The organism is Rhizobium sp. USDA 3886, from assembly GCF_056279785.1.
Genome location: NZ_JBWCDC010000003.1, coordinates 759,027 through 784,113 on the forward strand (window position 1 = coordinate 759,027; position 25,087 = coordinate 784,113).

General features: G+C 61.2%; 26 protein-coding genes and 1 pseudogene. 18 read left to right on the plus strand and 9 right to left on the minus strand.

Annotation, left to right across the window (positions count from 1 at the left end):
- The first annotated feature begins 460 nt into the window (after positions 1–460).
- The 3 genes and pseudogenes from ACZ9BX_RS26485 to ACZ9BX_RS26495 all read left to right on the plus strand — a co-directional run bounded on the left by ACZ9BX_RS26485 (position 461) and on the right by ACZ9BX_RS26495 (position 3,773).
- The gene (locus tag ACZ9BX_RS26485) at positions 461–925 is read left to right on the plus strand and encodes a MarR family winged helix-turn-helix transcriptional regulator (protein WP_476221099.1); all 465 of its coding nucleotides are present in this window, start codon (positions 461–463) and stop codon (positions 923–925) included.
- Complete coding sequence (locus ACZ9BX_RS26490; RefSeq protein WP_476221100.1) at positions 912–2,543, plus strand: efflux MFS transporter permease; 1,632 nt, start codon at positions 912–914, stop codon at positions 2,541–2,543. Before ACZ9BX_RS26485 ends, ACZ9BX_RS26490 begins: the two co-directional genes overlap by 14 nt.
- Positions 2,544–2,698: 155 nt before the next feature.
- Positions 2,699–3,773 (plus strand): annotated as a pseudogene (locus ACZ9BX_RS26495) (HlyD family secretion protein).
- Positions 3,774–3,922: 149 nt separating this feature from the next.
- Here the strand turns inward: ACZ9BX_RS26495 and ACZ9BX_RS26500 are convergent.
- Positions 3,923–5,020 carry an NADH:flavin oxidoreductase/NADH oxidase gene (locus ACZ9BX_RS26500; protein WP_476221102.1) on the minus strand — a complete coding sequence of 366 codons (1,098 nt, stop codon included), beginning with the start codon at positions 5,018–5,020 and terminating at the stop codon, positions 3,923–3,925.
- Positions 5,021–5,120: 100 nt separating this feature from the next.
- Positions 5,121–5,921 (minus strand): SDR family NAD(P)-dependent oxidoreductase, encoded by an 801-nt coding sequence (locus ACZ9BX_RS26505; RefSeq protein ID WP_476221104.1) that lies wholly within the window; start codon positions 5,919–5,921, stop codon positions 5,121–5,123.
- Between the two features lie 89 nt (positions 5,922–6,010).
- Here ACZ9BX_RS26505 and ACZ9BX_RS26510 point away from each other — a divergent pair, with 89 nt between their 5' ends.
- Positions 6,011–6,550: a MarR family winged helix-turn-helix transcriptional regulator gene (locus ACZ9BX_RS26510; protein WP_476223050.1), complete on the plus strand. Its 540-nt coding sequence runs from the start codon at positions 6,011–6,013 to the stop codon at positions 6,548–6,550.
- A gap of 396 nt (positions 6,551–6,946) precedes the next feature.
- Entirely contained in the window at positions 6,947–7,243 is a 297-nt protein-coding gene (locus tag ACZ9BX_RS26515) for a hypothetical protein (protein WP_476221106.1), read from the plus strand.
- A 49-nt stretch (positions 7,244–7,292) separates the two neighbouring features.
- On the opposite strand, the gene ACZ9BX_RS26520 is transcribed toward ACZ9BX_RS26515, so the two are convergent.
- Positions 7,293–7,883, minus strand: coding sequence for a TetR/AcrR family transcriptional regulator (locus tag ACZ9BX_RS26520; protein ID WP_476221108.1), 591 nt, complete (start codon positions 7,881–7,883; stop codon positions 7,293–7,295).
- 422 nt (positions 7,884–8,305) lie between these two features.
- Here ACZ9BX_RS26520 and ACZ9BX_RS26525 point away from each other — a divergent pair, with 422 nt between their 5' ends.
- From ACZ9BX_RS26525 to ACZ9BX_RS26555, 7 genes are all read left to right on the plus strand, one after another.
- Complete coding sequence (locus tag ACZ9BX_RS26525; RefSeq protein WP_476221109.1) at positions 8,306–8,491, plus strand: SDR family NAD(P)-dependent oxidoreductase; 186 nt, start codon at positions 8,306–8,308, stop codon at positions 8,489–8,491.
- The gene (locus tag ACZ9BX_RS26530) at positions 8,475–9,338 is read left to right on the plus strand and encodes an alpha/beta fold hydrolase (RefSeq protein ID WP_476221111.1); all 864 of its coding nucleotides are present in this window, start codon (positions 8,475–8,477) and stop codon (positions 9,336–9,338) included. The genes ACZ9BX_RS26525 and ACZ9BX_RS26530 overlap by 17 nt, the downstream gene beginning before the upstream one ends.
- A 29-nt stretch (positions 9,339–9,367) precedes the next feature.
- The gene (locus tag ACZ9BX_RS26535; RefSeq protein WP_476221112.1) at positions 9,368–10,372 is read left to right on the plus strand and encodes an NADP-dependent oxidoreductase; all 1,005 of its coding nucleotides are present in this window, start codon (positions 9,368–9,370) and stop codon (positions 10,370–10,372) included.
- A gap of 505 nt (positions 10,373–10,877) precedes the next feature.
- Complete coding sequence (locus ACZ9BX_RS26540; RefSeq protein ID WP_476221114.1) at positions 10,878–11,666, plus strand: SDR family NAD(P)-dependent oxidoreductase; 789 nt, start codon at positions 10,878–10,880, stop codon at positions 11,664–11,666.
- Positions 11,667–11,712: 46 nt separating this feature from the next.
- Entirely contained in the window at positions 11,713–12,699 is a 987-nt protein-coding gene (acuI, locus tag ACZ9BX_RS26545) for an acrylyl-CoA reductase (NADPH) (RefSeq protein WP_476221116.1), read from the plus strand.
- 100 nt (positions 12,700–12,799) lie between these two features.
- Complete coding sequence (locus ACZ9BX_RS26550) at positions 12,800–13,252, plus strand: DUF2147 domain-containing protein (protein WP_476221117.1); 453 nt, start codon at positions 12,800–12,802, stop codon at positions 13,250–13,252.
- Positions 13,253–13,280: 28 nt separating this feature from the next.
- On the plus strand, positions 13,281–14,369 hold the full coding sequence (locus ACZ9BX_RS26555) for an alkene reductase (protein WP_476221118.1): 1,089 nt from the start codon (positions 13,281–13,283) through the stop codon (positions 14,367–14,369).
- A 32-nt stretch (positions 14,370–14,401) separates the two neighbouring features.
- On the opposite strand, the gene ACZ9BX_RS26560 is transcribed toward ACZ9BX_RS26555, so the two are convergent.
- Positions 14,402–14,980 (minus strand): TetR/AcrR family transcriptional regulator, encoded by a 579-nt coding sequence (locus ACZ9BX_RS26560; RefSeq protein ID WP_476223051.1) that lies wholly within the window; start codon positions 14,978–14,980, stop codon positions 14,402–14,404.
- 312 nt (positions 14,981–15,292) lie between these two features.
- On the opposite strand from ACZ9BX_RS26560, the gene ACZ9BX_RS26565 reads away from it, so the two are divergent.
- The 4 genes from ACZ9BX_RS26565 (at position 15,293) to ACZ9BX_RS26580 (ending at position 19,371) form a co-directional block, all read left to right on the plus strand.
- The gene (locus ACZ9BX_RS26565) at positions 15,293–16,303 is read left to right on the plus strand and encodes an aldo/keto reductase (protein ID WP_476221120.1); all 1,011 of its coding nucleotides are present in this window, start codon (positions 15,293–15,295) and stop codon (positions 16,301–16,303) included.
- A gap of 43 nt (positions 16,304–16,346) precedes the next feature.
- The gene (locus tag ACZ9BX_RS26570; protein ID WP_476221121.1) at positions 16,347–17,531 is read left to right on the plus strand and encodes an acetyl-CoA C-acyltransferase; all 1,185 of its coding nucleotides are present in this window, start codon (positions 16,347–16,349) and stop codon (positions 17,529–17,531) included.
- A gap of 23 nt (positions 17,532–17,554) precedes the next feature.
- Positions 17,555–18,466: an alpha/beta fold hydrolase gene (locus ACZ9BX_RS26575; protein ID WP_476221123.1), complete on the plus strand. Its 912-nt coding sequence runs from the start codon at positions 17,555–17,557 to the stop codon at positions 18,464–18,466.
- Positions 18,467–18,975: 509 nt separating this feature from the next.
- Positions 18,976–19,371, plus strand: coding sequence for a VOC family protein (locus tag ACZ9BX_RS26580; protein ID WP_476223052.1), 396 nt, complete (start codon positions 18,976–18,978; stop codon positions 19,369–19,371).
- Here ACZ9BX_RS26580 and ACZ9BX_RS26585 read toward each other — a convergent pair.
- A complete protein-coding gene (locus tag ACZ9BX_RS26585; protein WP_476221125.1) occupies positions 19,368–21,242 on the minus strand; it encodes a sigma-54-dependent Fis family transcriptional regulator in 1,875 nt (624 codons plus the stop codon). The genes ACZ9BX_RS26580 and ACZ9BX_RS26585 overlap by 4 nt on opposite strands.
- Positions 21,243–21,468: 226 nt before the next feature.
- On the opposite strand from ACZ9BX_RS26585, the gene ACZ9BX_RS26590 reads away from it, so the two are divergent.
- Positions 21,469–22,521, plus strand: a complete 1,053-nt coding sequence (locus tag ACZ9BX_RS26590) for an NAD(P)-dependent alcohol dehydrogenase (RefSeq protein WP_476221127.1) — start codon at positions 21,469–21,471, stop codon at positions 22,519–22,521.
- 88 nt (positions 22,522–22,609) lie between these two features.
- Positions 22,610–22,903 carry a ribbon-helix-helix domain-containing protein gene (locus tag ACZ9BX_RS26595; protein ID WP_476221129.1) on the plus strand — a complete coding sequence of 98 codons (294 nt, stop codon included), beginning with the start codon at positions 22,610–22,612 and terminating at the stop codon, positions 22,901–22,903.
- Between the two features lie 61 nt (positions 22,904–22,964).
- Here ACZ9BX_RS26595 and ACZ9BX_RS26600 read toward each other — a convergent pair whose 3' ends face one another.
- From ACZ9BX_RS26600 to ACZ9BX_RS26615, 4 genes are read right to left on the minus strand one after another with little or no spacing between them, the layout of a single operon-like run.
- On the minus strand, positions 22,965–23,141 hold the full coding sequence (locus ACZ9BX_RS26600; protein WP_476221131.1) for a hypothetical protein: 177 nt from the start codon (positions 23,139–23,141) through the stop codon (positions 22,965–22,967).
- A gap of 30 nt (positions 23,142–23,171) precedes the next feature.
- Complete coding sequence (locus ACZ9BX_RS26605; protein WP_476221132.1) at positions 23,172–24,269, minus strand: WD40 repeat domain-containing protein; 1,098 nt, start codon at positions 24,267–24,269, stop codon at positions 23,172–23,174.
- A gap of 1 nt (position 24,270) precedes the next feature.
- On the minus strand, positions 24,271–24,585 hold the full coding sequence (locus ACZ9BX_RS26610; RefSeq protein ID WP_476221133.1) for a hypothetical protein: 315 nt from the start codon (positions 24,583–24,585) through the stop codon (positions 24,271–24,273).
- Positions 24,586–24,620: 35 nt separating this feature from the next.
- Positions 24,621–25,079 (minus strand): hypothetical protein, encoded by a 459-nt coding sequence (locus ACZ9BX_RS26615; RefSeq protein WP_476221135.1) that lies wholly within the window; start codon positions 25,077–25,079, stop codon positions 24,621–24,623.
- Positions 25,080–25,087: the final 8 nt, after the last annotated feature.

The following is a 25,087-nucleotide window of genomic DNA, read 5'->3' on the forward strand; positions in this document are numbered from 1 at the left end:
ATCGAACCACGAGGCCGATCGTCCAGCCCGACTGCGAGGGTCACCCGGCTTTTGGATCTTACTTGTTGGGATGGCTTTCCTTGCGTTTCAATTCAGTGGGTTCAACTTTTTCGTACCCCTGGTGTTTGAAAGCCGCTCTGGAACATCTGCTGCCGACTACGGCATCGTCAGTGCGGCCGCCGGAATAGGGGCTTGTCGCGACTTTTGTGCGATTTGCTGAGCGCCCCTATATCGGGTGTCGCCTGCGTAGCGGTGGCGATCGGCGATCTGACCGTAACCCACTTGCTTCGAACGGAATGGATGCTGGTTGCGGCCTTTGTGATCGGATTTGGCTTCACCTTCGCCAAGCGTACGATTAGCGAAACCCCCTCGATGAATTGGCCCTTGGACGCGTCATCCTCGCTTGAAATTAAATGATTAGCATGCTACTTAAATTGTGGAAACTTAGCACACTAACTTTATGTCTACGATGAAATCCGACCCGATCGCATCCGACTTCCTGGAAGCCCTCACCAAGGTGAGCCGCAAGATCCGCACGGCCTTCAACCAGCAGGTCACGGCGCATGGACTGACCTATCCGCGTGCCCGCACTTTGCTGCGGGTGGCCAGGAAGCAGAAGATGAACCAGAGCGAGCTTGCCTGCGACCTTGATCTCGAGCAGGCGACCTTGGTGCGCCTCCTCGACCGCATGGAGGAGAACGGCCTCATCAAACGCCGGCCGGACGCCAGCGATCGCCGCGTCAAACTCATCGTGCTCACGCCCTACGGCGAGGAGCAGGCCAAATTTGTGATGTCGATTGGGGAGGACCTGCGCCAGCGCCTCTTCATCAATATCGATCCGAAGGACCTGCGCGACGGCATCGCCCTTCTGGATCGGATAGCGGCCAATGTCACAGAGATGGAGGATATTCATGGCTCGGCGTGAGGCCGCAACGAGACGGGAAGATGCAACGATCATACGGCCGGACTCTAGCGGACACGCGAAGCCGACCGACGCCGTTCGTCTTCCTGAAACGCAGCCGGAGCCGGTAGCCGCGCCCGCGGCGCCTGCGCCGGCTGCGCCCCTCGCTTTTGTGCCCAAACCGCCGCTTATGACCATCGCCTATATCCTGGCCGGCACGTTGATCGCGCTGACGCAAGGCCTCGGCATGAGCTTCATCTCCACCAACCTGCAGCAGATCGCCGGGCCGATGGGGCTAACGCAAGTCGAGGCCACATGGCTGATGGCAGCCTATTTCTTCCCGAATGCCAGCCTGACGCTCTTCCTCTTCAAGGTGCGCGCCCAATACGGCCTCAGGAATTTCGCCGAAGTGGCGATCGTCGCCTATGTGCTCGTCTGTCTCGCGCATTTCTGGGTGGATAGCTACGAGAGCGCTTTGGCGCTGCGCTTCTTCGCAGGTGTTGCGGCGGCGCCTATGACCTCACTCGGCTTCCTCTATATCCTCGAAGCCATCCCGCCGGCGAAGAAGATGAACATCGGCCTCTGCATCACGCTGACGGCGCTGGCTCTCCCGACGCCGGTCACGGGGCTCGTTTCACCGACGCTAATGGACCTCGGCGAACACCACGCGCTTTATCTGGTCGAGATGGGGCTTGCCATGGTTTCGCTCGGTCTCGTCTACCTGCTGCCGCTCGCCTCTCCGCCGCGCGCCAGGGTGATCAGCAGCCTCGACGTGGTGAGCTATACCTTCCTCGCAATCGCGTTGGGCTGCTTCGCCGTCGTACTCACCGTCGGGCGGCTCTACTGGTGGACGGCGACCGATTGGCTCGCTTTCATGATCATCGCCGGCATTGCGGCTTCGGCCATCTTCGCGATGATCGAGCTCAATCGGAAGAACCATCTGGTCGACATCCGCTGGCTCACCTCCCGCGAGATGCTGCGTTTCACCGGCGCGCTGATGGTGTCCCGCCTCGTGTTCTCCGAGCAGACGAGCGGCGCGGTCAATTTCCTGCGCAATGCCGGCATGCTGAACGAGCAGATGGGCGGTCTCTACTGGGTCATCCTCGCGGGCTCCGTCGCCTCCGGCTTCATCTGCGCCGCGATCATGAAGCCCGGCCGGGAGTCGATGATCCATGCGGCCGCGCTGATCCTGGTCGCCATCGGCAGCTATATGGACAGCCGGTCGACCATCCTCACCCGCCCGGTGCAGATGTATCTTAGCCAGATGCTCGTGAGCTTCGCGAGCGGCCTCTTCCTGCCGCCGGCGATCGCCATCGGCATGGGCGCTGCGATGAAACGCGGCCCAAGCTACATCCTCTCCTTCATCGTGGTCTTCCTCGCGACGCAGAAGATCGGCGGTTATTTCGGCAGCGCGATCTACGGCACCTTCGTGCAGTGGCGCGAGCAGTTCCATTCCTTCCAGCTGGTCTCGGACCTCGCCTCCACCGATCCGCTCGTCGCGGCCCGGCTGAAGCAGCTCGGTGGCGCTTACGGCAAGGTGCTGACCGACCCGAACCAGCAGACCATCCAGGGGCTTCGCTCTTTGCCAAGCAAGTGCAGCAACAGGCCTATGCGCTCGCCTATAACGACGCCTTCCTGCTGACCGCATACCTGTCGCTCGCGGCGCTTGCCTGCCTCGTCATCCATGTGGCCTGGCGTAATCGCCAACGTCTTTTCCCGAACGCCAATCCCGCGCCCGCCGCCGTCTGACGCCCGAGCAGAACCACAAAAAACGAAACTGCCCAGAAAACGAACGCCATGTCCAAGCTCTTCCGCTCCATCGCCACCTATGTGGCCCTTCTCATCGGCATCGCCGGCGTGTTCGTCGTGCTTTATGCCTGGAACCTGCCGCCCTTCCACGGCTCGGTGGAAGTGACCAACGACGCCTATGTGCGCGGCCAGGTGACGATCCTCAGTCCGCAGCTTGCAGGCTATCTCGTCGAGGTGCCGGTGCAGGACTACCAGAAGATCGAGGCGGGCGATCTGATCGCCCGGATCGACGACCGTATCTATGCCCAGAAGCTGGAGCAGGCCAAGGCGGCGCTCGCCACCGCGGAAGCCTCGCTCGCCAATTCCGAGCAGAGCCGCAAGTCGGCGGAAGCCAAGATCCAGTCCGCCAAGGCGGCGGTGGAAAGCGCCAATGCCGCCTTGGAGGCTGCCCGGATGACCTACGAGCGCACCGAAGGCCTTCTGGAAAAGAACATCGCCAGCCAGAGCGAGGCGGAGAAGAACCGCGCCGCCTTCAACCAGGCGCGGGCCGCCGTTCACCAGGCGGAAGCGGCCGAACTGGTCGCCGAGCAGGATCTGAACACGATCGTCGTCAGCCGCCGTTCGCTGGAAGCCAGCGTGGAAAGTGCCAAGGCCGCGGTGAAGCTCGCCGAGATCGACCTGGCGAACACGCGCATCACGGCGCCGCAGGACGGCACGCTCGGCGAGGTGATGGGTCGCATCGGCCAGTATGTCTCGGTCGGCACGCAGATCGGTTCGGTCGTGCCCGATCATGTCTGGGTGGTCGTCAATTTCAAAGGAGACCCAGCTTGCCGGCATGCAACCGGGCCAGGAAGTGACCTTCACCGTCGATGCCCTCGGGCGCAAGAAATTCACCGGCCGGATCGAACGTTTCGCGCCGGCCACGGGTTCGGAATTCTCGGTCATCAAGGCCGATAACGCCACCGGCAACTTCACCAAGGTGGCCCAGCGCATTCCAGTCCGGATCTCCATCCAGCCGCAACAGCCGTTCACCGACAGGCTCGTCCCTGGCATGTCGGTCGTAGCAAGCGTGGACCTCGCGCAAGGCGATGCGGCTCTGGACCAGGCGGCGGAGCTCAACTGATCGCTCCCCGCGATCGAGCCCCGCTTCCGTTGGCTATCCGACGGAGAACGCCCCGCGCCACTTCTCGAAATCCTGACTTTTGTAGTCGATACCATATCTGCGCCAGAAAACGGGCGCCTTCGAAAAATGTTGAAGGCGCCGGTACAGTTTCAGGCCGCGCGGTAGGAGGCGAGCCAATGTGCGTAGGGGGCGGGCAATGTCCAGGACGCACGCTCGACACCGAGCTTGCGCGCGGCTGAGTACGGCCAATGCGGATCGGCGAGCATCGCCTTGCCGATCATCACTAGGTCGAGCTGTCCGCTGCGAATGAGCTCGTCGGCTTGCTCCGGCTGAGTGATATTCCAACTCGCCGCGCCGGGGAGGCCAGTGGCCTTGCGAACTCGTTCGGCGTAAGGCGCAACAAACCCAGGGCCCCACGGAATATTGGCCGTCGGGGTCGAAAAGCCGAGGCTTGCATCGAGGAAATCGAGGCCTGCTGCCTTGAATTTCCCCACAAGATCGATCGCGTCTTGCAGAGTTTCTTCGTCACGCCCATCAAACTCGATGACGCCGAAGCGAGCCGTAAGCGGACGGTCCTCGGGCCAGACCTCACGAACGGCCGCCAATGTCTCGAGGAGGAAGCGTCCGCGGTTTTCGGCGCTGCCGCCATATTCGTCGTCGCGCTGGTTCGAATGCGACGAGAAGAAATTCTGGCCGAGGTAGCCATGGGCAAAATGCAACACGAGCCAGCGGAATCCAACATCGCGCGCGCGGATCGCCGCAGAGACGAAATCGCCACGAACGCGATCAATGTCCGCTTTCGTCATCGCCCGTGGCACCTTCCCCAGACCGCCGCCGAACGCAATAGCGGAGGGTGCGATGGTCTCCCAACCGCGCGGATCGTCCTCGGCGATATGATCGTCGCCTTCCCAGGGACGGTTTGCACTGGCCTTGCGGCCGGCATGGCCGATCTGGATACCTGCGACCGCGCCCGCCTTTTCGATGCCGGCAACGATCGGCGCAAAGGCCTCTGCCTGGTTATCGTTCCAAAGGCCCGTGCAACCGGGTGTGATCCGGCCTTCGGGAGAGACCGCAGTGGCTTCGACGTTGACGAGGCCCGCGCCACCACGCGCCAGGCTTGCGAGATGGACGTTGTGCCAGTCGTTGGGTACGCCATCGATTGCGGAATACTGGCACATCGGCGAAACCGCGATTCGATTTCGGAGTGTCACGCCTTTCAGCGTGAATTGGTCGAATAAACTGGGCATCGGTACTTCCTCAATAAGAAAAGCAGATTTCCCACCCGCAATGCTTACGCCGGCTGGCGCATACATTGCCCCATGGTCTATCCATTGGGATTTTCCTGGCTCAGGCGGCGCGGTAGCGGGGTGCAGGTTCGCCCGTCTGAGTGGCGGCGAACAGGTTGGATCGGGCTTCGTCGAATTTGTCCCAAAGAGCGGCGTCGGCAACGGATGGCAGCGTGATGTCTTCGCCGTTGTCGAACCCAGCCAGAGCGGCATCCACGAGGTTCTCTGACGTCATAAGCGCGGCCTGATTGAGCGACGCCAACGGGACTCCTGACAAATCCCAGAGTTCGGTCGCCGTAGATGCCGGCATGACGAGTTGCAGGCGGACATTGGTCCCAGCCAATTCCTGCTGCAGACCCCGGCTGAAGTTCATCACATAGCCCTTGGTGCCGCTGTAGATCGCGGTGATCGGCAGCGCGTGGAAGGAAAGGACCGAAGCAACGTTGATAATCGCGCCTTCGTTGCGGCTGAGAAAAGCCGGCAGAATGGCGTGCGTGAGGCGCGTGAGCGCCGTGACGTTGAGTGCGATCATTGCAGCCGCGTCTTCCTCAGAGGTCTTGGCGATAGGAGCCAGCGTCGCGTTACCGGCATTGTTCACGAGGAGCGTGATTGCCGAATTGGCCTTCAGCACCTGTTCGACGCGCGTGACGTCGGCGTCTTTCCTCAGGTCGGCTTCCACGACCTCAACTTTCGTGCCGTGGGCAGCACTCAGTTTGTCCGAGAGCGCCTTTAGGCGTTCGGCCCGCCGCGCCACGAGGATGAGGTCATAGCCCCTTTCGGAGAGGCGTTCGGCGTAGACGGCGCCGATGCCGGCAGAGGCGCCAGTGACGACGGCGACGGGCTTGAGCGATGATACAGACATGTGAAGCTCCAATTTTGTTGAGTGCTCAAGTTTAAGTATGACCGTGTCTAGCCCTTGTCAATGGCTGAGTGCTCAACTATTTTGGCGAGATGGGTAAGAAACTTTCGATTAACGATGCGGCAGAGGAACTGCGCACGGGCAGGCTGAGCCCGCCGGAGCTCCTGTCTGAACTCGTGTGCACCAACACTGCTCTTCGGCGCGCGTCACGGCGGCTAGGTCAACTTTACGATGATGCGGTAGCGCCAACCGGATTGAAGGCCACCCAAGTCGGGCTTCTGACCCAGATTGCTGCGTTGCGCGAGGGCGCCTATCGATGGCCCACGCTGCAATCCCTCGCCGAGCGCCTTGCCGTCAGTATCTCCGCTTTGACACATGCGCTTCGCCCCCTCGTCCGGGATGGACTGGTCGAGCTCATGCCGGACGAACATGATGGCCGAACAAAGCACGCGATGCTGACGACGTCTGGCGAATACCGTCTGCACGAGGCGTTGGTCCTGTGGGCGGATGCCAATCAGCGCGTTGAGGTGGTGCTTGGTCCCTCCGCCGCTGCGCTTCGCGCGCTGGCCGATGACGTCGCCTCTCAGGAGTTCCTGGAAGCCTACGAGACCCGTCGCAGGCTAAAAAGCTGATCGCTTTCTCCTAAGCGCGGCGCGGGGTGGTGGCCTGATCTCAATGCGACGGAAGCGAAATGCCAGCTGTTTGTCTTCTGTGTGTACGATCGACCTTTTATCGAATGCGCAACTATGGTCGTCGCGGCCACGCCTCGACCCTGGTTCCGAGAACCGACAAGCAATGTTTCGGCTCAATCGCCGGACACGCTGGGTGTTGGCGCGTTAAACGCCCGCTCAAAATCGTCCGATGCGCCGCGACAGCCTGCTGCGTTTGAACGCCGCGCGCCGGAAACGTCTCGCCGCCGTGCTGCTGACGGATCTTCGGGAGAGACGAGCGTGTCATCCTGGAGGGCGATCCGGTCGAGCCGCCGTTTGCCGCGCTCGTCGAAGGCGCCCGTTCGGTCTGGCCGCTCAATGGCTTTCGATGCGGCCGATGCCAGCGGCTTCCTCAATGTCTACCTGCCCGCGCCGCGCATGGCCATCTTCGGCGCCGTCCACACCAGCCAGTGCCTGGTGCAGACGGCGAGGCTCGCCGGCTCCGATGTGCGCATCATCGATCCGCGCACCGCCTTTGCGACATCACAGCCTTTGCGACATGGTGAGGACACGGAGCGCGCGAAGCGTTCGGGCGGTGATGATCGTGCGGGGAAGGAACCGCGCGGCTCGCAGCTGTGGGTTGAAGGGTTGCCCGGTCATCGCGTTCCTGTCTGATGGAGGGCGACATCACCGGGTGTGCCGGGGCTTGTCGCAAAAATGAGCGTCATGGTCGGACCTCAGCGTCCACCAAGGTCAGGGCGTTGCGAAGGCCCAGTTCGAGGAGGTCGTCGGAGAGCTGTCTGTCGGTCAGGGCGCGGGAGAGTTGTAGCGTCCCGGCCATCAGGCCGAGGAGGCTGAGCGCCTTCACGCGGGCCGAGGGCGGATCTTCGGCTGTCATGCGGGCGGCGAGGCCGTCGATGACGATCAGCACGCCGTCGGTGTACGCCTGCCTGATTGCGTCCGCGCTGCGTCCGATCTCGTCGAGCAGGGCGGCGTTGGGGCAGCCGTCGCCGGGGTTGTCCCGGTGGTGGGCCGACAGGTACCAACGCACGACCTGTTCGAGGCCGGCCGGGCCAGGCTCCACCAGCTCGACGATGTTCGCGTGCAGTGTGTGCAGTTGGTCGGTGACCGCCTCCGCGACGAGGCTGTCCTTGGATTCGAAGTGGGCGTAGAAGGCGCCGTTGGTCAGGTCCGCGTCCTTCATGAGCGTCGCGACTCCGGAGCCGTCGATACCGTCCCGCTTGAGCCGTCGTCCGGCCGTCGCAATGATCCGCTGCCTTGTCTCTTGCTTGTGTTCTTTCGTGTAACGCACCATGCGTTCCTCCATCTCAGCCGGGCTTGCGCTCCGGATCCGGCTATGTCCAGGTCAGTGTGCAGCGTTGGCAAGGAGAGCCGGGACGTTGATCCTCGCGGTCTGCAGTTTCGGGTCGTGGGGCTCGGGGACCCCACCGTTGGTGATGTACTGCGCGCGGTGGCGGGCCATCTGCAGTAGCTGCTTCATTGAGAAACGGAAGTCGTTTTTCTGCTCCGATGTTCTCACCGTTTGTAACAAAAGCGATCCCATTTACTCTCGGCCCGAGCGCATCGCGTCTGTTCGGCCACCCAAAAAATCGGCTTGACATTTTTGATGACGGCTATCATTAATCTACTATGATGATGTTTGTCATCAAAAAATTGAAACTAAGGCTGGCTTTCCGCCGCGGCGGTCGAACGATTCATAGGAAAGACGTAAGCACAATGGCAAGGATTGGGGCGACGGCGCACCAGAAGAGGGCGTTCCTCACTGGCGCGTCGAGCGCCATCGGCAAGGCGACAGCTTCGGCGCTGGTGGAGGCAGGCTACCGTGTGATCGGCGCGAGCCGCAATGCCAAGCCTGACCAGGTGTGCGACGGCAATGGAGTAAATGATGACCAATCCTGTTAGCTTTGTCGGATCGGGTAGGCGCTACATCGATGCGCCGAATCTCTCGATCAATGTCGGTGGAACGACTTTTACCTACCGCGACCTCGGTCCCCGGGACGGTGTGCCGATTATTCTCCTCAATCATTGGGGTGCTGTTCTGGACAATTTTGATCCGCGGATCGTTGACGGCCTCGCCAGCAAGCATCGCGTGATCGCGACCAATTACCGGGGCATCGGTGCGTCGGGCGGAACGGCGCCCGCGACCATAGACGAAATGGCACGCGATGCGATTGCCCTTATCCGGGCGCTGGGCTTCGCAAAGGTCGACTTGCTTGGTTTTTCCCTCGGAGGATTTGTGGCGCAGGATATCACGCTGAAAGCACCGGATCTTGTGCGGAAACTCATTCTAACCGGCACGGGTCCGGCGGGTGGTAAAGGTATCGAGAAGGTCGGAGCGGTGTCGCGGCCACTTATTGTCAAAGGTCTGCTGACGTTGCGCGACCCAAAAACCTATCTGTTTTTCACGTCCACCGCCAATGGCCGCCGAGCCGCGAAAGACTTTCTGGCTCGCCTGAAGGAACGAAAGGCGGGGAGGGACAAGGGTCCCTCTCCAAGGGCCTTCCTGCGGCAACTCAAGGCGATCAACGCCTGGGGACGGCAGGCGCCTCAGGATCTCGGCCGTATTAACGTCCCGGTCCTGATCGCCAATGGCGACAATGATATCATGGTCCCTACCGTCAACAGCACTGACATGGCCCGCCGCATCCCCGGAGCGCAATTGGTGATCTACGAAGACGCCGGGCATGGCGGAATTTTCCAGAACCATGCGGATTTCGTGCCGAAGGCTCTTTCCTTCCTTGGCGCGTGACGCCGCAAACCTAGATCGGAGAAAGCCCTGTGAAGGCGTTCGTTGTCGACAAGTACAAAAAGAAGGGCGCTTTGCGCCAGGCCAATGTGCCGGAACCGGAATTAGAGGACTTCGACGTCTTGATAAGGATACAGGCCACGGCCGTCAATCTACTGGATTCCAAGCTCCGGGATGGAGAATTCAAGCTTATTCTTCCCTATCGTCCGCCCTTTGTCTTGGGGCATGACGTCGCGGGAACGGTTGTTAAAACTGGACCAAGCGTCAGGCAGTTCAAGGTGGGCGACGAGGTCTATGCGCGCCCGCGCGACCATCGGATCGGCACATTCGCAGAATTCATTGCCATTGATCAATCCGACGTGGCATTGAAGCCAAACAACCTCAGCATGACGGAAGCGGCGTCCATCCCACTGGTGGGGCTGACCGCGTGGCAGGCGCTGGTCGAAGTGGGCAAGGTAAAACCCGGTCAGAAGGTCTTCATCCAGGCCGGCTCCGGCGGTGTTGGGACCTTTGCCATCCAACTCGCCAAGCATCTCGGTGCCACGGTCGCGACAACGACGAGCGCGAAGAATGCCGAGTTGGTCAAGAGCCTTGGGGCGGATGTGGTGATCGACTACAAGACGCAGGATTTCGAGAAGGTTCTGTCGGACTACGATCTCGTACTGAACAGCCAGGATCCGAAGACGCTCGAAAAATCTCTGCGTGTGCTGAAGCCCGGCGGCCAGCTCATTTCGATTTCCGGCCCGCCCGATCCCGCTTTCGCCAAGGAACTCGGCCTGAACCTGTTCCTGAAACTGGTGCTGCGCTTGCTGAGCCGAGGGGTCCGGAAAAAGGCCAAGGGCCTTGGGATCCGTTACTCGTTTCTGTTCATGCGCGCCGATGGGCATCAATTGGGTGAAATTGCCTCGCTCATTGAATCGGGTATTATCCGTCCGATCATTGACAAGGTGTTCCCGTTTGAGAAGACCGGGGAGGCTCTGGCCTATGTCGAGACCGGGCGCGCAAAGGGCAAGGTCGTCATTACGGTCGCAGACTAAACCCGCAGCGACCACACCGTATCTGCCATGCCGCGTCGCGGCATGGCAGCGTCCAAGGGTTTCGGGGAAGAGGGAGCTGCTACTCGTGAGCCGCAATGCGGTTCCGGTCAAGCCGTCACGCGGTTTGCGAGGCAGTGCAGCGGCTTGGTCGAGTCCGTCATCAATCCAGGCCCGGTTTTCTTCAGATCTCGTCCGATAAGGCCCGGGATCGCGGGCCCGGGTGAAGACCGGCAGGTTTTCAAACGTCCGATTTGTCTGCTGACGCACGCCATCCGTCATTGCCAAACGGCTTGCCGAGGCCTGGCGCAGCGTGTCCGCTGCAAGCCTCCGGCAGCCTCCCGGAAAAAAGTGGCCACCCGACCTCCAGAATCCGCTGTCAGTGCTGGACCATCTGTTTCCTAAAAATTCTCAAGCGAGGCCGTTGACATTTTAATGACAGTCGTCATTTTAAGAATTAATGATGATATATGTCATCAATATAAGACCCTTGAGAGAGAACAAGTCCATGACTGAAAGACCCACGGTCCTCATTACCGGAGCTTCAACCGGCATCGGGGCAACCTATGCCGACCGTTTCGCCCGCCGTGGACATGATCTGGTCCTGGTCGCCCGCAATAAAACCCGGTTGGAGGATGTGGCAGCGCGTCTTCGCGATGAAACAGGTGTGACGATCGATATCCTGCAAGCCGATCTCACCAATCCCGATGAACTCGCCAAAGTGGAAGCACGCCTGCGTGATGACAATCGGATCGGCATCCTTGTCAACAATGCCGGCGGAAACCTTGCTGGCGGTTTTCTTTCGCAGGAAACCGATGCCGTCGCCAAACTTGTTGCATTGAACACGACCGCCGTCGTCCGTCTCGCCAGCGCTGTCGCACCGCGTCTCGCCGAAGCTGGCAAGGGTGCGATCATTAACATTTCGTCGATCGTCGGGCTGGCGCCGGAGTTCGCTATGACGGTCTACGGCGCGACAAAGGCCTTCGTGACGTTCCTCTCGCAGGGCCTCAGCCTGGAGCTCAGCCCCAAGGGCGTCTATGTCCAGGCGGTGCTTCCCGCAGCCACGCGCACCGAAATCTGGGAGCATTCCGGCGTCGACGTCAACACGCTCACGGGTGTGATGGAGGTAGGCGACCTGGTGGATGCGGCCCTCGTCGGCTTCGATCGCCGCGAACCCGTCACCATCCCGCCGCTTCCCGATGCCGGACAGTGGGATACCTATCAGGCGGCGCGCCTCTCCATCCTTCCGAACACCAGGCAGGAACATCCCGCCGAACGCTATCGGACGGCCGGTTAACGGCTCTGGCTGCGACCGGCGAAGCACATCAGAGGAAGATAGATCAATGACATTCAAAGCGCTGCTGGCCAGCAAAAACGGCGATATGATATCGACGGATCTTGTCGAACTGGAAGAAAAAGACCTCATGCCGGGCGATGTCACGATCGCCGTCGACTACTCGACCGTGAACTACAAGGACGGCATGGCGCTTACGGGTCGTGCTCCGATCATCCAGACATTCCCGCTCATTCCTGGCATTGATCTTGCAGGAACGGTCGAGGGGTCCTCCTATCCAGGCATCGAGGTGGGTGACCGCGTCGTTGCCAATGGCTGGGGACTGAGTCAGACCCATCATGGCGGCTACGCGCAAAAAGCGCGGTTGAGCGGCGACTGGCTCGTCAAGATTCCAAACCCCCTGTCGACCTGGGATGCCATGGCCGTCGGAACAGCGGGCTACACGGCGATGCTGTCGGTGCTGGCGCTCGAACATGGCGGCGTCACGCCCGACCGGGGCGACATCCTTGTCACGGGTGCCAATGGCGGCGTCGGATCGATCGCGATCGCGCTTCTGTCCGATCTCGGCTATCGTGTGGTCGCATCAACCGGGCGCCTCGAAGAGGCCGACTACCTGCGTGAACTTGGTGCAGCCGACGTCATCGATCGCCGCACGCTTTCCGAGCCGGGCGCGCCTATCACTAGTGAACGCTGGGCCGGCGCGGTCGATTCCGTCGGCAGCCATACACTGGCGAATGTCCTGGCCCAAACCCACTATCGCGGCGTGGTGACGGCCTGCGGCCTCGCCCAGGGCTTCGATCTTCCTGCAACAGTCTTGCCCTTCATCCTGCGCAACGTCACGCTTGCCGGCATCGACTCCGTGAACGCGCCGCAAGCGGTTCGCACTGAGGCCTGGTCGCGTCTGGCGCGCGATCTCGACCTCAAAAAGCTCGCCCGCACGACGAAGGTGGTCGGTCTGGCCGCGGTGCCGGATATCGCAAGACAAATTCTGGAAGGAAAGGTTCAGGGCCGCACGGTTGTCGACGTCAACGCGTAACGACGGCAGGTGAGCTTCCGCCAAACACCCGGATGAACTTCTGACCGCACCTCAATAACACAAGCGTTCAACCAACCCCACCGGCACGGAGACGATAGACATGCGTATCTCGAAACAACTTGCCATTTTCGCACTCACTACCGCTGCGGCGCTCATGTCATCCGCAGCATGGGCGGACAATAGCTCGCCTGTTGGCTTGTGGCGGAACGTCGACGACGTCAGCGGCAAGCCGAGGGCCTTGATCCGAATTACGGAGTCAAATGGCACCCTGCAAGGAAAGGTCGAAAAAGTCTTTCTCGGCCCCAACGAGAGCGGGACATGCGTGAAATGCGAAGGCGCACTCAAGAACGCTCCCGTTACGGGCTTGGTCATCCTGAGCGGCCTGAAGAAGGACGGTGATGAATATACCGGCGGCAAAATTCTCGATCCGGATAACGGTCGGGTCTACAGCAGCAAGATTGCCCTGACCAATGGCGGCAAGAAGCTCAACGTGCGCGGCTTTGTTGGCGTGTCAATGCTTGGACGTTCGCAAGTCTGGGAACGTCAGGATTAAATCTTTAACTTTTGGGTGAAAGTGACAAATGACCAACAAGACACTCTTTGAGCCCTATGTGCTCGGCCCTCTGACGCTCTCCAACCGGATTGTCATGGCGCCGTTGACGCGCAATAGAGCGCGCGCTGGATTTGTGCCCGGAAATTTCGCTGCGGAATACTACGCGCAGCGGGCCTCGGCAGGCCTGATCATCTCGGAGGCGACCCAGATTTCGCAGCAGGGTCAAGGCTATCAGAACACCCCGGGTATCTACACCCAGGAGCAAATCGACGGCTGGCGTAATGTGACCGACGCTGTGCATGCCAAGGCCGGCCATATCTTCCTGCAACTCTGGCACGTCGGCCGGGTGTCGCATGTCCACCTGCAGCCGAATGGACAGCCCCCGGTGGCACCTTCCGCCATCAGGGCCGAAACCAAGACGTTCGTGAACAACACCTTCGTCGATGTGTCGGAACCTCGTTCGCTCGAACTGAACGAGATTCCTGGCATTATCGAGGATTTCCGTCGTGCCGCCGCCAATGCGATTGCTGCCGGTTTCGATGGTGTCGAAGTTCACGGCGCGAACGGTTATCTGCTTGACCAGTTCGCCAGGGACGGAGCCAACATGCGCACCGACGCTTATGGCGGCTCGATCGAAAATCGTGCCCGCCTGATGCTTGAAGTGGCGGCTGCGGTCGCCGAGGAAGTCGGTGCGGAACGAACCGGGATCCGGATTTCGCCGGTCTCACCTGCCAACGGCGTTTCGAGCAGTGATCCGCAAGGCCAGTTCGACTACATCGTCGAGAAGCTCGATGAATTAGGCCTCGTCTACCTCCATGTGGTGGAGGGCGCCACGGGCGGACCGCGCGACGTCGCCCCGTTCGATTTCGAGGGGCTTCGCCGCCGGTTCAAGAACACGTACATTGCCAACAACGGCTACGACCTGGATCTCGCAGCGACGAGGCACGCGCAAGGGCTGGCGGATCTGTTTGCCTTCGGCAAGCCGTTCATCGCCAATCCGGATCTTATCGATCGCCTGAAGACCGGTGCGCCGCTGGCCGGCTTCGATCCATCGACGCTCTACGGCGGCGGTTCGGCGGGCTACACCGACTACCCAACTATCGCCGCGTCGGCCTGACGTGACGGCAATAGGGCCGCGCAAGCGCGGCCCTATTGCTCGGGCACACCTGCGATGGCGTCGCGGCAATCGGCTCGGCAGGCATCCAGGATTTCATCCGCCAAGGAGGAACCATCCGGGCAAGCCCTCGAAAGGACGACGGCTCCGACGGCCTGGGCGAGGACGCTGATCGTCAGCGCGCGCGATCCGGCGCCGGGCGCGCGATTTCGTGCTATGTCGGCCTCGAACGCGCGTAGGAGGTTCTCTATTCCTGCGGCAAAAACCGACCTGGTTTCATCGGGCTGCCGTGCGGCCTCGCAGCTCAGTGCCGCAGCCGGACACCCTTGGCCGCGCGTATCCCGGTGCTGGCGTGAGATATAAAGCTCGATGGCGGCGAGGGCATCATATCCTGCGTAGCGTTCCGCGGTCTCGCCGAAACCCCTCGCGGTCGCCTCCGCAATCAGCTCCTCCTTGGACCGGAAGTGGTTGTAGAAGCCGCCATGGGTGAGCCCGGCGCGCTCCATCAACTCCGCCACACCCACGCCGTCGAATCCGTGCTCGCGAAACATCTCGGACGCGATGGTGAGAATCCGCTCGTAGTTTTCCTGCTTCTTTTCCTTCGTGATCCGCACTTCGCAGCCCTTTCGACGGCCTATGATGTTATTCATCATTATAGCTTGACTTTTTGATGACGTATATAATTAATAATGGCCACCAACACAAGGAGCACGTCATGGCAGACATGCACTTCACAGCGCCGACCCGCTTCGCTGAAGTCGAGGGTGATCGCTTCATCAATCGTCGCTCGGGTAACGCGCGTAAAGACGGCCTCTGCTGGCAGCGCTCTCGATCGTCCTCGTCCGCGAGCTTGCCACACCCTTAACCGCAAGGATCGCATTGTCGTTGGCAATGTCTCGCCACGGCGCGAAAGAAAGAAAAAGCTCATGAAATATATGCCATTCGGAAAGACCGGTCTTCGGGTCTCGCAAATCGCGCTTGGCACCGGAAACTTCGGCACAGGCTGGGGGCATGGCGCCGACCCCGACACAAGCAAGACGGTCTTCGACGCCTATGCCGAGGCCGGCGGCAATTTCATCGATACGGCTGACATCTATCAGTTCGGTCAGTCGGAAGAGCTTCTGGGCTCGCTGCTGCAAGGGCGTCGCGAGAATTTCGTGCTCGCCACGAAGTTCACCAACGGCGCGGTGCCCAATGCCGACCGGCTTGTCACCGGCAACAGCCGCAAGGCGTTGGTCGCTTCCGTGGAGGGGAGCCTCAGACGGCTTAAAACGGACCGCATCGACATTTACTGGGCGCATCATCCCGATGGAGTGACGCCTGCCGAAGAAATCGTCCGGGGCTTCGAAGATCTCGCTCGCGCCGGCAAGATTCTCTATGCAGGCCTCTCGAACTTTCCGGCCTGGCGGCTTTCGCGCGCGGTGACGCTGGCGGAGTTCACCCACGCGGTTCCGATCGCCGCCGCACAGTTCGAGCACAGCCTTGTCCATCGCGAACCCGAAGCGGACCTTTTTCCGGCGTCCGAGGCGCTCGGACTCGGTGTCGTGACATGGTCGCCGCTCGGCGGCGGCATGCTGACGGGTAAGTACCGGCAAGGCGAGAAGGGCCGGGCCGAAGGCTTGGGCGGCAATGTGTTCCAGGCGGAGAATTCTGCGCAGCGCACGAAGATCCTCGACACCGTGCTCGAGATCGCCGGCGAACTCGGTGTCAGCCCCGATCAGGTGGCCATTGCCTGGGCCGGCACCCACGGCGCAGTCCCGATGATCGGCCCGCGTTCGCCGACGCAACTGACCAGCAATCTCGGGGCGCTCGCGGTCGCGTTCTCGGCGGAACAGCTTGAGCGGCTCGACAGTGTCAGCAGCCTCGATCCGTCCGCATCGGTCAGGAAGTCCGTGCCATGGGCTTCCGGTGAAAATGCACCGCGGGCCGTTGCCTGAAGGCTGCGCCAGCAGCGCCACCATCCAGACAGGGAGATAGACCATGAGTACACGTGACATTATCCTCGCCCATCCGGTTCGCACCGCGATTGGCGGATATAACGGCGCGCTGAAGGGCGTGCCCGCCACCGAACTTGGCGCGATCGCTGTGCGGGAAACCCTGCGACGCGCCGGGCTTACCGGCGAAGACGTCAGTACCGTGGTGATGGGCAACGTCATCCAGGCCGGCAGCCGGATGAACCCGGCGCGCCAGGCTGCCATCGGGGGCGGGCTTCCCGTCTCCGTCCCGGCGCTGACCGTCAACCGCGTTTGCGGCTCGGGCGCGCAGGCGATCCTGTCCGCCGCGCTGGAAATTGCCGCCGGCGACGGCGATGCCGCCATTGCCGGCGGCATGGAGAATATGGACCGCGCGCCCTATCTGATGGACGGCGGACGATGGGGCTACCGCATGGGACCGGCCCAGATCCTCGACAGCATGCTGACCGACGGGCTGAACGACGCCTTCTCCGGCGAGCACTCCGGCTGGCACACGGAAGACCTCGTCACCAAGTTCCAGCTCTCTCGTAAGGAGCAGGACGCGTTTGCCGCGCGTTCCCAGCAGCGTTTCGCCGCCGCGCGGGATGCCGGCCGGTTCACGGACGAGATCGTTGCGGTGGAGATCAAAGGTCGTAAGGGGCCCGAGAGTTTCGCAATAGATGAGGCGCCGCGTCCGGATACGACCATCGAATCGCTTGCCCGGCTCAAACCGGCCTTCCGTCCGGGCGGCACGATCACCGCCGGCAACGCGCCGGGACTGAACAGTGCGGCCGCGGCGATGATCGTCGCCGAGCGCGGCTTTGCCGATGCGAAAGATCTCGAGCCCATGGCGCGCCTAGCCGGATATGGGGTTGCCGCCGTCGAGCCTGGCCTGTTCGGCCTCGGTCCTGTTCCGGCCGTTCGCAAAGCGCTGGAAAAGGCCGGCTGGACGCTCGGCGACATCGAGCGCATCGAGATCAACGAGGCGTTCGCCGCCGTGCCGATCGCAGTCATGCGCAAGCTTGGCCTGCCGGAGGATATCGTCAATGTCGAAGGCGGCGCCGTCGCGCATGGCCACGCGATCGGCGCGACGGGAGCGATCCTCACCACGCGGCTTCTCCATTCGATGAAACGCGACGGGCTGTCGAAAGGCGTCGTCACGCTGTGCATCGGTGGCGGGCAGGGCATCGCCCTGGCACTGGAAGCGCTGTAGTCGCATCGCAAGGGGAGGCGAGGATGTTCGAGGAATTCGAAAGCGGCCGGAGTACCATCGATGGCGTGGAGATCGCCTATGTCGCCGCGGGTGCGGGAGAGCCGGTGCTGATGCTGCACGGCTTTCCGCAGAACAAGGCGCTCTGGGCACGGATTGCACCGGCGCTGGTTGCGCGCGGATATCGGGTGATCTGTGCCGACCTGCGCGGCTACGGCGCCTCCGGCAAGCCGCCGGCCCAACCCGATCTCGCCAACTACAGCTTCCGCGCTATGGCGTCCGACCAGGCCGGACTGATGCGTACGCTCGGGCATGAGCGGTTTCATCTGGTGGGGCACGACCGCGGTGCCCGTGTCGCGCATCGGCTGGCCCTTGACCATCCGGCGGCGGTGGCTAGCCTCACGCTGATGGACATCGTCCCCACGGCGGTCCTGTTGAGTGACCTTCGCAAGGAAGTTGCTCAAAGCTACTGGCACTGGTTCTTCCTCGCTCAGCCCGCTCCTTTCCCGGAACGGATGATCGAGGCCAATCCGGATCTCTTTTATGAAACCTGCCTGTTCGGCTGGGGCGCTACTGGTCCGGCGGATTTCGATGCCGAACAACTCGCCGCTTACCGGGCTTCATGGCACGATCCGGAGGCGATCGCGGGCGGCTGCAACGATTATCGCGCCGCATTGGCGGTCGATCTCGCCGACGATCTGGTGGATCGGGGGAAACGCTTATCCGCTCCCGCACTGGTCCTCTACGGAGCGTCGGGCGCCATGGCCAAACTCTATGACTTGCCCGCGACCTGGGCGGATCGCTGCACCTCCATGGAGGCCCACGCCATCAAGGGCGGCCATTTTTTCCCGGACTCCGCGCCGGGGGATGTTGCGGAACAAGTGACTGCTTTTCTGAGACGTCATCCACTTGGAGAGCCTAGGCACTCGAAGGCATAGCTGAGCAAATCAGATTGAAGACTGTCTTGGACGCAGCGCACACGACCTTGTCGCTCCGTCGGTCGATTGGCTCGTTGCGAATGTGAATGGTGCACTCCGCCGGGTGAGGTGACGTCGGTCGCCTTCGGGGTGGGTTACGAAATTCCGACGCAGTTCAGCCGCGAATACGCCCGCTTCTTTGGCTTCGCCTTGGAAAGAACCTCGCGCGGTTGACGCGCAATTTGCGGATAGAGCAGAAAGCTCGATGAGCCTCACAACTATGGTCTTCTGGCCAAGGTCGAGATGCAGCTTGCGCCATCTTTTCGTTTTAGCCTTGGTGCTATGCTTGTTCATCAGCCAAACCGATACTGTTGGCCACTGTCCTCCGATTAAAACGCGACAAGAATGGGTCGGCGCATCCAAGGTGAGCGAGACACCACGTTGGTTAACCGCGTGGTAGACAATTACTGCTTTTTCACTCGGAATGGCTCTATAGGTTGCACTTGGTTTTGAAATTTGAGGGTTGCATCCTGGCCAAGACAATCCACTCTATGATCCGCGTTCTCCAGGAGCAGCGGTCGGTCGAATTCTACCATAAGGCTTTCGGTCTTGCGGTTGCCGAGCGGCTGGATTTTGAAACGTTCACACTGATCTATCTGAGCAATCGGGAAAGCGAATTCGAACTTGAGCTGACGGTCAACAAAGGCCGCTCCGAATCCCATGCGCTCGGCGACGGCTATGGCCATCTCGCCGTTTCGGTTGACGATCTCGACGCCGAGCACCAGCGCCTCGTTGGGCTCGGCTACAATCCGGGCACGGTGGTGAACTTCAATCATCACGGCAAAAAGCTCGCCCGATTTTCCTTCATGAGCGATCCCGATGGCTACAAGATCGAAGTGTTGCAGCGTGGCGGGCGCTATCTCTAAGCTGCTGTCCGCACATGTTTGTAGACCGTCGTTCGCGACAGGCCGAGTTCCCGCGCCGTTCGTGATATGTTCTTATTGGTCTTCTGGTAAACTGATCGGATTTCCTGACATTTCGCGCGGCTGAGCGGTCGGCCCCGGCATTCGTCGCAGCAGTCGCGAGAAAGGTCGGAGACGGGACCGGCTTCGTCGAAACAGCTTTCGTCAATGTAGTCGGCGCGTCGGCGAACCAGCGCACGCTGCAACACGGATCGGAGTTCTCGGATATTGCCCGGCCATTTCCGTTGCGAGAGGGTGGCGATTGCGGCATCGGTCACGGGTGTTCCAGGCGCCATCTTTTCCATCAGATGGCGGACGACACTGGCAAAATCAGTTCGCGTTTTCAGCGCAGGCAGGCGGATGGCGAATGCGTTCAGCCGATAATAGAGGTCCGCCCGAAACTGTCTTTGCGCTACCATGTCTTCCAGATCGCGATTGGTCGCCGAGACGATCTGGATATCCACTTTCTGCGTCTTTTGGCCACCGACGGCACGGATTTCCATGGTGTCAAGGAAGCGCAACAGCGATGTCTGTGCCGCAAGCGGTATATCGGCAACCTCGTCGAGAAATAGCGTGCCGCGATCAGCTAAGCGAGCCAAGCCGGGAGCGCCTTCCGCGCGCGCACTGGTGAAGGCGCCGCGCTCGTGACCGAAGATTTCCGCGATGAACAATTCCTCCGGCACTGCGCCGCAATTGAACGCGATGAACTCCCCTTTGCGTCCACTCAGCCGGTGGACATGGCGCGCCATCAGCTCCTTGCCGGTGCCGGTCTCACCGGTGATGTGCACTGGCATACAAAGTAGCACCGCTTCGGCAAGATCGTTGAGCGACCGTTTGATCGCCGGATCGTCCGAGACGAAGTCCGGCGCGTCTTCTTTTCGCAGCAGCACCGGAATGGAAGGCAAAGGACGCTTCGGCATGGCCGTGCGGCGTTCGCCGATCTGGCGGCAGACCATGAAGACGCCGCTGCCCGCCCGGTCGCGGATGCGGATGACACCACCTTTCAGAAGGCCATCGACCGCCGGGCCGAACCCCGCTTCGAACAGCATATCGAAATGGCTGCCCGGCGCCGCGGACAGGCCGTTGAGGAATGCCTTGCCTGGGCGGTTGATCGACGCGACCTCGCCATCCAGCGACACGGAAATCAGCCCCGCGGAAAGCGTGTCGAGATATTCCACACGCGGATGGAAGGCGAAGACGAAGCTTTTGGAATGGTCCCGATAGACAAGGCCGTTCTCGATCTGGGCGGCGGCCATGCGAACCAAAGCATGCGTGTGCTCCTGCCGGGCCTCATGTGCGCAGGATGCATCGAGCAGTCCAAGGATCTTGCCATCGGAATTGAAGATCGGTGCGGCCATGCAACTCAGATGGCTGTGGCAGGCGAAATAATGCTCGCGGCCGTAGATCGCAACCGGCTGTTCGACCATGGCGGCGAGCCCCAGCGCATTTGTGCCACGCTCGCTTTCGCTCCACATGCTGCCGGGAATGATCGACCGCCCGGCCTCGCTATTGGCGAAATGCTGGTCGCTGATCGTATCGAGCACGATGCCATCCGCATCGCCAAGCGCGATCATGAAATTCGAGCCGGCAATTTGTGAGTGCAGGAGTTGCATCTCCGCGAGCGCAAGTAGACGCATCGCGGCATTGGCCTCGCGGCGATGCTTTACGTCGGAAAAGGCGACGACACTGTGACGCGGCGTGCCCCGCGGGTCGAGGTCGATGTCACGGCATCGCTGCCAGCTGTCGGCAACGATCGGCTGCAGGGCGCCGACAGGGAAGCGCTCGCCCTTTTCCAGCGCATTGCGTGCGCGGTCCATTCCCGAAAGATGCTGCATGTCTCCTCCTCATGCATCATTTCCGCCAAAGTACCAGCATTGGGCAAGGTGGCGCAATAGACAGAAACTGTACAGTGTCGCTGTTCATAGCGTTCAATCGGTGAACATCTGCCGAGCGGATGACCTGGCTCATATCATTGATATTGCGACAAAATTTCGCTTGGCATGAGGCTTGCTGATTGACTCCTGCAACGGGTACAAATCCGGCAATTGGAGGAGAAAAGGCATGAAGGCGCAAGTTCTAACCAAATACGACGATAACCTGACGGCGGACCAATGGGTTTCGCTGCGCGAAGTCTCCGATCCGACCATAACCAAATCAACCGATGTCATCGTCCGGATCGGGGGAGCCGGCGTCTGCCGCACTGATCTCCACATCATAGAAGGGGTCTGGCGGCCGCATATGGACCCTGCCGGCAACAATCTCCTGCCGCTCATTATGGGTCATGAGAATGCCGGCTGGGTGGAGGCCATCGGCAAGGAAGTCGAAGGTATCAAGGTCGGAGATCCGGTGATCGTGCATCCCAAGATTTCCGGCGGTACCTGCCTAGCGTGCCGGCGCGGCTTCGACATGCATGGGCCAGGCAAGTTTCCGGGGCTGGATTGCAATGGTGGCTATTCCGAATATCTCTGCACATCGGAGCGCAACATCGTGCCGCTGCCGAAGACGCTGGCGCCGAAGGAGGTGGCACCTTACGCCGATGCTGGACTAACAGCTTACAGGGCCGTTAAGAAGGCGACGCGGCATCTGTTGCCGGGCGAGGCCTGTGTGGTCATCGGCGCGGGTGGGCTCGGCCATGTCGGTGTGCAATGCCTCAAAGCGATGTGCGCGGCGGATGTGATCGTCGTCGACAAATCTGACGCTTCTCTGGCACTGGCCGCAAAGATCGGCGCCGACAAGACGGTGAAGGCGGACGGCAACGAGGTCGAGGCCGTTCTCGAACTGACGGGCGGTCAAGGCGCCGAGGCGGTCATCGATTTCGTCGGCGAGAAAGGCACGACGACCAAGGGGCTCGCCATGACTCGATCGATGGGCAGCTATTATGTCGTCGGCTACGGCGAGGACATCCGCGTGGCCACGGTCGACATGGTGATCACCGAAAAGAACATAATCGGCAATCTGGTCGGCACTTGGGCAGAGCTGACCGAACTGATGGCGCTGGCCGATCGCGGGCTCGTGGATCTGACCACCGTCGAATACCGGCTGGCCGATGCCAACCAGGCGCTCCGGGATCTGCGCGACGGCAAGATCCACGGTCGCGCCGTGCTCATTCCCTGATATGCCGGTCCAGCATGCATCCGCTCTCCGCCAGGTCAACCGGCGGGGAGCCTTTGCCGTAAGGCGACACATCGTGGGAGGAAGAGATATGATGTGCAAGATATTGACAGCGCAGACCCCGCACCGATTCACGAAGATCAGCCGGTCGGTGCGCATTTCCGGACATTCAACCAGCATCCGGCTGGAGGCGGCGTTCTGGGACGCCCTCAAAGACATGGCGCAGATGGAAGGGCTTTCGACCGCCAAGCTGATATCGGCACTGTATGATGAAGCGTTGGCCCTGCCCGGCGGCATGTCGAATCTGGCATCCGTACTGCGCACGGTTTGTCTGCTCTACTTGGAAGAGCGAAATACGCAGATCGTTTTCCGTCGCAACGCCTAAACCGAGATGGCAGCAGATGAACGCGCTGCCATCTCGGTATGCCGGATCGACTCCAATGGAATCAATTGGCTTTCCGCTCCGCCTCGAGGCGGCCCTCGGCGATCCATCGTGCGCCGAGCACCAGCGCGCCCATGCTGAAGTCCTTGCCGTGAGCCGCGATCATCTCTTCCGACAGTCTGGCAATTTTCTCGAAAAATCGGTCCTTGCTTTGTTCTTCAATGGTGCGTTCCGCTTGCATGATGTCCTCCGCTATCGGTTTTCAGGGTTGTTATTTGAAGATCTCGTTCGGAAAGGTGACGATGGCCGCATTGCCGAGCGCATCGCCCACAGCCAGATGGCGACCGTCTTTCGACCATCGCAGCTCGGTGACCGGACCGCCGGCATCCCGCACGATCAGTTCCTCGGGTGATCCGATCGGGGCAATGGCAATCCGGCCGTTCGGATAGCCGGCCGCAACCAGCGCCTTAACCGGATGGGCCGCGACGGCATCCACCATGATGAAGCCTCCGCGTCCCGTGGCGCGCGCGCCGGGCGGCGGTGCATCCATCGACCAGCCGGCGATGCGATAGGCGCCGGAGGCCAGCACCGTGTTGGCGGCCGGGCTCCAGTCGAGCATTGCGACCGGTCCGGGAAAATCACCGAGCATGACGTGGTGCCCTGTGTCGGCGTTCAGCAGAACGAGCCCGCCGGTTTGAAGCCCGCAACCGAGCCATCGGCCATCCGCGCTCCATTTCAACGACAGCGGCGGCGAAGGAAGGGACACCTCGATCAGCGGGCCGGGATCATCGGCAATGCGCCAAATGCTCAGACTGCCCGAACCGGCCAGCGCGACCAGCCGGCCATCGCCGCCGATCGACGCGATGGCCGGTCTCCGGTCACCAAGATCGATCTCGCGGATCGTGTCCGTCTCTCCCGATTGCAGGCGCAGGCGATGGGACACCGCCACGGTGAGATCCGTCGCGCGGCAATGATCGAAGGCGCAGATCGGCCCCTTGTCGGACAAAACCTTTGCCACGATCGCGCCGGACCGATCGACGCGCAGCAGTTCGCCGCTACGGGTTGCCGCGAGAAACGCTCCGTCCCGATAGGCCGAGAGCCTTGCACCCTCATGGATGCGCGTGCTGATCAGCGGCGAGGGCCTACCCTCCCGCGGCTGGATCGTCGTCTGCCCGTTGTCGATCACGATACGCGATTCCGGCGGTTCGTTGTCGCCGAGGCGGGCGAGCGCAAGCGCGCCATCCACTGAGCCGATCGCCAGAAGCGTGTCGTCCTCGTTGAAACAGAGATGATGGACCGGTGCCTGGCGCTGCCAATTGCGGGCCAGAAGATCGAACAGAGTTACGTTCGGCATTGTCTGCTGGTTCATGTCATTCTCCCTTTGCGGTCGCGATCAGCTCGTCCAGGGCCGCGATCTTCCTTTCCGCCGCGGCGATATCCCCGGCGCAATCGGCCTGGGCCTTCCGCATCACCGCAGCGTTGTTCTCCGTATCAAGCAATTCCTGCGCCAGTTTCCTGTTGGCGGGATTGCGGAGGATTTCCATCTCGAGGCGCAGAATGTCCATTTCCATCCCGGCCGCCGCCTGCGTCAGCTTCAATGCTCTTGCGGTCAGCAGCGAGACAGTGGCGACGCGTTCGACGCGGCGTCTCATGAGATCGTCGGCCGCATTGTCTGTGCTGGTCATTGCAAACTCCCTGTCTCTATCGGATGGAGGCCCATTCAACGGCGTGGGGCGTCTGGCGCTTTCCAGGCTTCCAGAATGGTCGGTAGTTCCGGTAGCTGTGTTCTGAATTGATGTTCGGCCATCACCACATGGTCGCGAAGCTGATCCCAGACATCGACGCGGATCATCGTATCCCCCGTCAGTTGCTCCATTTCCTCAATGCGAACCTGCCGGGACAGCGATACGCCGGAAAAAACGAACTCGCGCAGCATCAGTGCATGCCGTTCGGCAAAGGCGTGAATCATCGGATGGGTGTCCTGTGTCACCCCGGTCTCGGCCAGTTCGGCCAGGATGAAATGCTGGAAATGAGTTTGCATCAGATGTTGACTTTCGCCCACAAAATGCAGGGCGAAGACGAGATCGCGCGGCATGAGCCGCGCCAGCGCTGTGCTGATATCTTCCCGGGGGCGTTCCGCCGAACCGGGTCCGCGATTATCTGTCATGAGTTTTTCCACGTAAAAGA